This window comes from Solibacillus ferritrahens (genome assembly GCF_037027585.1).
Taxonomy (GTDB): Bacteria; Bacillota; Bacilli; order Bacillales_A; family Planococcaceae; genus Solibacillus; species Solibacillus ferritrahens.
The window spans coordinates 26,916-36,360 of record NZ_JAXCLE010000026.1 but is presented as its reverse complement, the minus strand read 5'-3'; the positions used below and the strand labels follow the sequence as shown (position 1 = coordinate 36,360).

Below are 9,445 nucleotides of genomic sequence, written 5' to 3'. Positions count from 1 at the left end.
GCACCCGCCCGCGAAACGCGTCCCCTGGAATGGAAATCAACGGTTTTCATCAGTTAACTTTATTTTAAAACAAAAAAGACTGTAGGCAAACTCGAATTTCTTCGAGTTTGTCTACAGTCTGGAACTACCTTACAAAAGGTAGTTCTATCATATCATTCTGCTTTTTGTTTTTCATAATCACTGAGTTTAAGCATCGGATACATCGTACGTGTACTTGCAAATATGCCGAATAGGATAAAGTAAAAGAGTACATATACTTTTAACTCCCAAATATTATAGAAGAATCCGGCAACGCCTGTTGCAAACCATAGTCCAAATAAATATTGGCCGAATACTGTTTTACGTTCCTTCCAGTACATCCACACCATTGCAAGCAGGAAGCCTGCAAATAAAAGAACACCTACAGCGCCTGTTTCTGCAATAACTTGGATATATTGGTTATCTGAGTAGAAGTTCTTCCCGCCATAAATATCAGAACGAATTCCGTACTCCTCATAAATTGGTGAATCATACGATAACGTTGCAGAGCCACCAAATGTACCAAAGCCAGCACCCGTAATAGGATAATCTTTTAATACTTCAATGCCCTTTTTAATATAGAACATTCGGCCGCTTTCCTGCATTAATTCCAGTGTATCATCTGAAAATGTTTCAGTGAATCGGTTACTAATACCACCTGTAAGGTCGTCTGGTGCTACTGAGCTTTCCACACCAAAATTCTGTAATAATGTTACTCCCCAGTTGACTGGTAAATAGATTAATACAATGGATACAATCAACGTGACACCAATTTTTTTCAGCAACTGCCAATTTCGTGCAATTATCATAAAGAAAATGACGAATACGAATGCTGCGATCCAAGTACCGCGGGATAATGTCAGTAATAACATACCAAAGAAGGCCACTTGCGCGATACGAAGACTCCATTTAAATTCAGTATCTTTATATACCCAACGCAGGAAAAATACTGCGCTGATTGCAAAGAACATTACTAAAGCCAATGAGTTTGGATTGTTAAGCATTCCATAAATCCGCACAAAGTTAGTAGATGAAAGTATCTTTTGTGTCCAATCTTCCGGCATTAATAATTGGCGCATTGATAATTTTTCAACAATACCTTGTACAAAAATAATCGCACCTGAAAATACAGTAACCCATGCAAGTTTCACAAGGAAATTTTTCGGCAACTCACTGCGGCTAATAATATAATACAATAGATACATTACGCCAAATGTACGTAATTGGAACACAATCGCTCCAAGTGATACACCGTTTTTATAACCGATAACCGCCCCAAAAATTAAAAAGGCAAAAAAGAAATATTCAAATGGCTTAAAGTGAAACCATGTTTTAAATTTCTTTGTATTCAGCAGGAACATTCGCAATAATACTACGATTGTTATTAAATCTCCTATTAGTTTAAGTCCAGGGTTTAGTTCAATAAAAAGTGTACGGAAAATAACGTACGGTACTAAGATCACTAAACTTTGAAATGGCTTGAAAAATGCAAACAACACAAAAAATACAGCAGTACTGATTTGTGCTATAGCTGGTGGCAGCAGTGTCGCCGCACAGAGTACTATCATTGCTCCCAAGATTTCGAGCCACTCATTTTTATTCATTTTGACAGAAATGTCCTTCATAGATGTCCCAAACCCTTTCTTATTATGTAGTTCACTATTTTAGATGAGTTTTGCTCATGTGGATTAAGACGAACTTAAGTATAATATGGTTACAATTATAATACAATGTTCGTACAAAACACATATTAATATTATAGGAATGCCGATTTAAAAAATGATTGAAGTTTAATAGAAGCGCCTAATATATTGGGTCTTTTTACGAAGGACGCCACCATTTAGAGCTTGCCCACCAACTATTCTTTGACTGGAGTACCTACCGATTTTTATAGCTATATTCATATTTGCTAATTATATCCATAAGATGTAAATAACAATAGTTTGGAGGTCATAGCAATGCAAAACAATAACCGCAAAAAAAATAATGAAGCAATACCGGAGAACTCACCAGTCCTTCAGGCAGCTTCACTTGAGGTTATAGCAGGTTTATTAGCTACGCTTTCTGAAGGGATTTCTACGTTTGCGACTGCACTGGCTATACAAGAAGCGCAGCAACTGACAATTAATAATACGAACAATAACGTCGAGATAAAAAGCATTCAAGAACAGCTAAATTATTTAACTAAAGAAGTGAAAAAAATTTCCAAGGCTTTAAATATTTAAAGATTCATCTTTCATATGTAAGTCACCTTTCATATGAATCGTATCCTCCACACTTTGTCTCCATGTCTCCCATTTACTTCTACGCGCCTTTTATTGTTAAGCTCGATTCCCTTCATTTACTAAGTAGATTTAGCTTTTAGTTTCATATTTGTTAAATCTACTTCATTTTTCTCTATCACACACCATTAAACAATTTAATTACAATTATATTACAAACGAATAAAGAATTACTATTTATCTATTATTCACTCTCATAAATTGTTAAAATAACCAAATAGGGAAAGGAGCGTGAATATGTGTTTAAAAAAATAATTGGACTAGCACTCGCTTTTGTCGTAGCTTTGTCTTTTACAACACAGTCAACATCTCATGCAAATGATATTAAAGGCCACCAAATGGTGAATGAATTAACATATTGGTCAAATCTAGGTGTTATACAACCTGACAGTAAAGGTAACTATAACCCGAACCGCGCTGTTACTCGTGGAGAATTCGCTTCATATATAACGCGTGCACTTCAGTTACCAGCTTCTTCTACATATACTTTTAAAGATTTAAAAGCTGGCAATGGACTTACACTTGATATTCAGGCTGCTGCGGGGGCAAATATTTTAAGTGGTTATCCTGATGGCACATTCCGTCCAAATGAAAAGATTACGCGCCAGCATATGGCAGGCTTTTTACAAAAAGCGCTTCGCTATTCTAACGTTCCGCTTGATGGACAACCTTTAACATTTAAAGACAATAACAAAATAAGCGACCAGTTCAAACCTGCAGTAGCTACAAATGTTTATTACAACATTATCCGCGGATCACATACAAAAAATGGTGTATTTTTTGACCCACAAGGAAATGCGACAATTGGTCATGCCGCTGCGTTTTTATTCCGGATGAATAGCACTATTGAAAGTTTTGCTGTAAAAGAAGATGACAGTAATGCAGGTCCTGTTGTAACACCACCTGCTCCAAATCCGAATGTTTATTATGTAGGTAAAATTTCAAAAGGTGTTATTGACAAAAATTCTACTGTTTACTTTAACTATGACCAAGCAGAAGCAGCATTAACTACTTCTGGTTCAAACCTTATATTAAAAGGCGACAAAATTATTAAAATGTCTGCAGGTATTGCTTCTGCAGCTGATACCAAAGCGAATACGACAACAGTTTATGCAGATAAAGATTTCAAAAAGTCCTTATCCTATGCTGTTGAGGGCTCGCAATTTAAGTATATCGGCAGTAATGATCAATACGCAATCGTTCAATTAGCCGACACAAAAGGCTATGTGAAAATCGATGAAGTAACATTAACACCTACAAGTCTGATTAAGGGACAAGACTTCTATTTTGTTGATGGCGGTTACTTAACACATCGTACGTACAATCATATTTTGCAAAAATATAATTGGGATTATGTAATTAGTGAAGCACCAGCATTTATGCAACGCGGCATGCAATATTACAGCCAGGATGGTGTAAACTTCTATTCTGATGTATTCTTAACGAAAAAAGTAGGGACACATTATCCTTACTTCCAATTCCAATCAATTCGTCAGCCTTCCAACTATACTGCTGAAGAGTTAGATAATATGATTATGACACTATTATTGGAGCGTCAGGCGATTCCAACTTCTCCTCAATACGCTAAAGCACCGATTGAATCTCGTTTAATCGGTATGGGCCAGTTATTGAAGCAGGTGGAAGCACAGTATAATGTAAATGCATTATTTATTTTAGCGGCATCAATGCACGAAGGTGATTACGGGGTAAGTAAAAATGCCTTATCAAAAAATAATATTTTCGGTATAAAAGTTTTTGACACTGACCCTACATTAGGCGAAACTTATGCATCTCGTGATGATAGTGTGTTGGCCTTTATAAATCGCTATGTGAACTTAAACTATGCACCACAATCAGGCGGTTATGCAAAAGGAGCAGCACCTGGCAATAAAACGTCAGGTATGAACGTTCACTACGCATCCGATCCATTCTGGGGCAGTAAAATTGCCGGTCATATGTATCGTATGGACAATCGATTCGGTAAAAAGGATTACAAACAAGCTAAATTAGGGTTTGTATCATATGAAAACGGTCATTTAGTAAATATCCGTACTGAGCCAACAACAAACGCACCAGTTCAATTCACTTATAAAGCAAAATATGTAGGTGAAACCGGGGTATTCGGTTACCCAGTCGTGATCGTTGAAGAAACAACAGGTTCAGACGGCTATGTATGGTACAAAATTCTTTCTGATAATAACCCACCTGCCAAACATGGTTGGGTACGTGCCGATTTAGTTCAGCTAATTCCAGGAAATTAACTTAAAAATCCAGTGCCTCGGTTTTAATCGAGGTACTGGATTTTTTGTATAAATATTATATTCGCCACTTCACGACTTTTAATAGACAAAAATTTAAAGATAATCGCCATTTACCTTTACTTAATATCTACTTTCTATCCTATATTAGACATTTTCAAGTAGATATTCGCCAATTTCATTTTATAATGTCCATTTTCCAAATTTAATCGCCACTTCAAGCAAAAGGATCTCCTAATAAAAAAAATCCGAGCCCCTTCCCTTATAATAAAGAAAGCAACTCAGATTTTAAAAACTATTTCGTGTAATATTCGACAATTCCGTTGTATATAGATTGAGCGAAAATTTCGATGTAGTCATCAGATACTAATTTATTGTAATCATCGTCATTTGTTAAGAAACCTAGTTCTACTAATACAGCCGGCATGACTTGTCCCTTAATGACAACATAATCTGCACGCTTTACACCACGATTGTACATTTTAGCATTTTTAACAATTTCATTATTGATGGCAGTTGCTAATGCGAAATCTTCTTTTTCATTTGCATTAGATGTGACACTGTAAAATGTTTCTGTCCCTTTTGCCGTTTCTTTTGAAGCTGCATTTGCATGTAGACTGACGAAAATCTCACCGTTTTCATTTTTCGCATATTTAACACGTTCTTCCAAGCTCGGGTACGTATCACCTATACGAGTCATTTTTACCGTTGCACCGTCTTTTTCTAGCTTTTGCTTAACTAAGTTGGCAACTTTTAAAACGATTTCCTTTTCACGTGCATTTTTTTTAACTGCTCCAGGATCTTTCCCGCCATGCCCCGGGTCTAGCACGATAATACGGTCTTTTACAGCGGTACCTTTTTGGTTAAGCAGCTGTAAATAAGTTTTATTAATATAGCCATTAATACCGTTATAAGATATTTCCGCCCAATTTCCCGATAACGAATGTACTTCTACAAGTGTTCCTCGTTTAATTTGGCCAAGTGAACGAGATGTGCCTAAAGCTGATTCACGAATATGTAATGCATCAACTGTCGCTTTACCAATCGTATTCGTTAAAAGCAGTTGTGGAGGTGTCACTGGTATTTCCTGTTCGCCAATATCCCCTTCAATTTCAGTAGGAGATTCTGGTGTATTTTGTTCCTCTTCCACTACTGTTGGAGGAGCTTCAGTAGCTGGCTTGTCCTGCTCTACTACAGGTGGTGTCACAACCTCTTCTACCGGCAACGTATCCTGTGTTTGCGAAATACGGACATAGCCTGGTAAACCATTAATTAAAGTGACATACCAATTACCAACCGTGCCATAAACGGCAATTTTTTCTTTATCTGCTACGGAACTAACAATATCTGAACTCACATCACGCTTTTGATAGACTTGAATATCGTTTAGTGCGTAAACATTTTTTTGTACTTTATTTATTAGCTGCCCTGATTCATCAGTAAAATCAACATAATCTTTATAAACATAGGCATATCGCCCTTCATGTGAAACTTTCAGCCAACCATCCTGCTGTACTTCAAATACTTTAAATGAAGTTCCTGAGTTTACCTTTGTTAAAACATTCGAGGTATTAGCAGAAGAAGCAGATAATCGTACATTCAGGTTATCAACTTTTGCTTTAGCAGATGCAATCGCAGCGGAAGCATCAGGTACGCTAACTCCTTGAATAGGCAGAGGTAGACGATACTTTTCTGAAGATGCACGTGCGATAAATGAAGCAAACTGTGCACGAGTTACTGAATTTTTTGGATTATACTTTTCTGCATCGACTGTAATTCCATTAAAGTAAATTGCCGCTACATACGGATAATAGCTGTAGGTTGGATTTATATCTTTAAAAGGTACTTCCAGCTTACCTGTTTCGTTCGTATTTAAGTTAAAAGCAATCGCTAAAACTTTACTCATTTCTTCACGTGTTAAAGGTGTATTTGGTGCGAATTTCCCTTTTGATTGCTCTGAGAAAAATCCTAATTTTACTGCACTTTCTACATATCCTGAAAGCTCTGTTCCTATTGTCACATCAGAAAACGAAGAATTTTGTACAGTTAACGGTTTGTTCTTCGTTGCAACAACCACCATTTTCGCCGCCTGTCCACGCGTTACATGTGCATTTGGCTTGTACAGGGTTTTCCCCTTTTCAGTGTACCCCTTGATGACACCTGCATTTACTAAATAAGAAATCTCTCCGTATGCCCCGTTTGTAGAAGGGACATCGGCAAAGCTTGTGCTGGCATCTACCATATTTAATGGGAACATTGACATGAAGATGATTGTCACCGTCATGATGAAACTACGTATAGACAATGTTTAAATCCTCCCTTCTATTAGATATTTACCATTTTACCAAATAATTCATAAAATTAATATGCAGTAAAGTTAGTAAATTGATATTTTTCTACTTTATGTTACTCTTATACACGATAAAGGCCGGGTTCTAATTAAGGCAAATAAAAAAGAAACACAAACAATTTTCGTTTGTGTTTCTCATAAGTAAGTACTTCCCTGCAAGGTATATCTGTTGATATATGTAGAAGTTACTAAATTTTATATAAAATTACTGTAAACGGTTAATGAAAGCCGTTAAATGTTTTAACATAACATTATCGTTTGTACCGAATGTGCCATCACCTTTACCAACTGTGATGCCGTTTGATGCTAAAATCGAAATGTCGTCATGTGCCCAATGTGATGCTGGGACATCTGTAAACTTTAAATTGTCTGTTGACATTGTTAAATCAAATGCTTTTACTAATACTTTTGCCATTTGAGCACGAGTTAATGGTGAACCAGCATTGAATTTACCATTTTCATCACCTGTGAAAATGCCTAGTTTATAAAGTGCTGTTGTTGCACCTGCATATTTTGATGATGATTTAATATCCGTAAACGATGAATTTGTATCAGATGTGTCTAAGCCTAAAGTTTCTGCTAATTGAATTGCTACTTCACCACGAGATGCATAAACAGTGAAATCGATTGCTGAGTTCTTTACTTCTTCTTTTTCAATAGAAGATGCTGCTGCAACTACTTTTTCACTTTCTCCAAAGCTCGCTACACGTTTTGCGCCAACATATCTTTTCCCCCAATAAGAAGAAGTTAAACTAGATTCAGTTACGCCTGTGCTTGTACCAGCATGGATAAACTTGTTACCACCTAATGAAATACCCACATGGGAAACGCCACCGCTTGTATTGAAAAATACTAAATCGCCTGGTTGTAAATCTGATTTTGAAATGGCTTTCCCTTGTTTATATTGAGCAGCTGCTGTACGGCTTAAATCATGTCCTAATTGACTGAACACTAATTTAGTAAAGCCAGAACAATCTAACCCGCTTGCTGTTGTTCCTCCATAAACGTATGGTACACCGATATATTTAGAAGCTGTTGCTGTTAATTCTGAAACTGATGATGCTTGTACTGTATTCGAACCCGTCCCTACACCTGAAAAAATCATGAAAGTTGCAAAGATCGGTAATAAAATTTTCTTTTTCACTTAACTTGAAACTCCCTTCAACTAGGCCTCGATACTAAAATTCGAGGTATAACATAACAGAAAATCTTTTAGTTCATGTTTATTTAACCTAATAACAGGGTAACATATATTGTTGTGATATTATTTTTCACTTGTGTAACAGTTCTAGCATTTTTAATATAAAAACAAAAAACACGTAATCCCTGCGTTTAAGCGAGGATTACGTGTTTTAAATAGAAAATCTATTAATACTAAACTCCTATTGTAATATTACTGTAATGTAGAACACTAGAATTTACCATATTATTTACTAGAAAAATGCTGAACTACATAATATTTTCCTTTTTTATCTTTCTCGATACCAATGCCCATATGAGTAAAAGTACTCTTTAATATATTTTCCCGATGTTTCGGCGAAGACATCCATCCCGCAACAGTCGTTTCAGGTGTTTTGAAATTACGGGCTAAATTTTCTCCATAGCTTGTATATTCATAATCAAACAATGTTGCCAAATCCCATGGGTTGCCGTAAAACGTCGAGTAATGCTCGAAGTAATTTCGCTTCACCATATCCTTAGCCTTTATAATGGCGATTTGTGTTAACTTTAAATCTTGATTGACCGATGAATACCCCGCATTTATACGTTCCTTATTAACTAGATCCAGTATTTTCTTTTCCCATTGCTTATAGTGATTGACTGTATCAATATAGTCTTTCTGTAAAAGGTCATACACTACTTCTAAACTTACGACATCTTGCCTAAATTTCATACCGCGCTTTGTTAATGCGGCCACATGGGCACGTGTCACAAATTCGTTTGGTTCAAAAGTTGTAGCTGTCTTCCCTTTTACAATTCCTACATCCGCCAATGATTCGATATAGTCCTTTGCCCAATAGACTTTCGGTAAATCTTTAAATTTCGCTTTATTTTTTGAATCAACTTCAACCGAATAGGCAAGGGCAATCATTTTCGAAATATGTGCGCGCTTTAAAGGCGCTTCAGGATTAAATTTGCTTTCATTTTGAATAATCCCTAATTCAGCGAGCTTAGTAATTTCCTTATAATATGAATGATTGCTCGGAACGTCGCTAAAGTTTGGAACAAAATCGGTTGTCAAATCTATCCCCATAGTCCGTGCTATTATACTAGCCGCCTCTGCACGAGTAGTCATACTATTCGGCTTGAAAGTGCCATCTGCATATCCTTCCATATAGCCTTTTCCAGCTAGTTCGTAAATTACCGGTGCTGCCCAATAACTACTTTTCACATCAGTAAAGTTTGGAGCTGTTTGTGCATAAGACGCTGGAGTTTGTATTTGTAATAGACAAGCGATAATAAACCCCACTACTAAAAATCGTTTCAACCCAAAAAAGCCCCCTTAATGTGTCATTTCTTACAATTATACTATGATA

At 36.4% G+C, this 9,445-nt stretch carries 6 protein-coding genes; 2 read left to right on the top strand and 4 right to left on the bottom strand.

Translation table 11 applies throughout. The annotated features are described in order from the left end of the window. Positions 1 to 152: 152 nt before the first annotated feature. The gene (locus tag SNE38_RS17560; protein WP_336047013.1) at positions 153 to 1,622 is read right to left on the bottom strand and encodes an O-antigen ligase family protein; all 1,470 of its coding nucleotides are present in this window, start codon (positions 1,620 to 1,622) and stop codon (positions 153 to 155) included. A 354-nt stretch (positions 1,623 to 1,976) separates the two neighbouring features. Here SNE38_RS17560 and SNE38_RS17555 point away from each other — a divergent pair, with 354 nt between their 5' ends. Together SNE38_RS17555 and SNE38_RS17550 are read left to right on the top strand one after the other, a co-directional pair. After that, positions 1,977 to 2,243, top strand: a complete 267-nt coding sequence (locus SNE38_RS17555; protein ID WP_191702094.1) for a multidrug ABC transporter ATPase — start codon at positions 1,977 to 1,979, stop codon at positions 2,241 to 2,243. 296 nt (positions 2,244 to 2,539) lie between these two features. After that, on the top strand, positions 2,540 to 4,561 hold the full coding sequence (locus SNE38_RS17550) for an S-layer homology domain-containing protein (RefSeq protein ID WP_191702093.1): 2,022 nt from the start codon (positions 2,540 to 2,542) through the stop codon (positions 4,559 to 4,561). 292 nt (positions 4,562 to 4,853) lie between these two features. Here SNE38_RS17550 and SNE38_RS17545 read toward each other — a convergent pair whose 3' ends face one another. From SNE38_RS17545 to SNE38_RS17535, 3 genes are all read right to left on the bottom strand, one after another. Further along, the gene (locus tag SNE38_RS17545) at positions 4,854 to 6,863 is read right to left on the bottom strand and encodes an N-acetylmuramoyl-L-alanine amidase (protein ID WP_336047012.1); all 2,010 of its coding nucleotides are present in this window, start codon (positions 6,861 to 6,863) and stop codon (positions 4,854 to 4,856) included. Positions 6,864 to 7,113: 250 nt separating this feature from the next. After that, positions 7,114 to 8,052 carry a C40 family peptidase gene (locus SNE38_RS17540; protein WP_191702091.1) on the bottom strand — a complete coding sequence of 313 codons (939 nt, stop codon included), beginning with the start codon at positions 8,050 to 8,052 and terminating at the stop codon, positions 7,114 to 7,116. Positions 8,053 to 8,334: 282 nt separating this feature from the next. Continuing rightward, entirely contained in the window at positions 8,335 to 9,396 is a 1,062-nt protein-coding gene (locus SNE38_RS17535; protein ID WP_191702090.1) for a CAP and S-layer homology domain-containing protein, read from the bottom strand. Between the last annotated feature and the right edge of the window lie 49 nt (positions 9,397 to 9,445).

What these genes read in the sequence shown, in the direction of transcription:
- SNE38_RS17555 (WP_191702094.1), top strand. Translation starts at nt 1,977, where the DNA reads ATGCAAAACAATAACCGCAAAAAAAATAATGAAGCAATACCGGAGAAC.
- SNE38_RS17560 (WP_336047013.1), bottom strand. Translation starts at nt 1,622, where the DNA reads ATGAATAAAAATGAGTGGCTCGAAATCTTGGGAGCAATGATAGTACTC.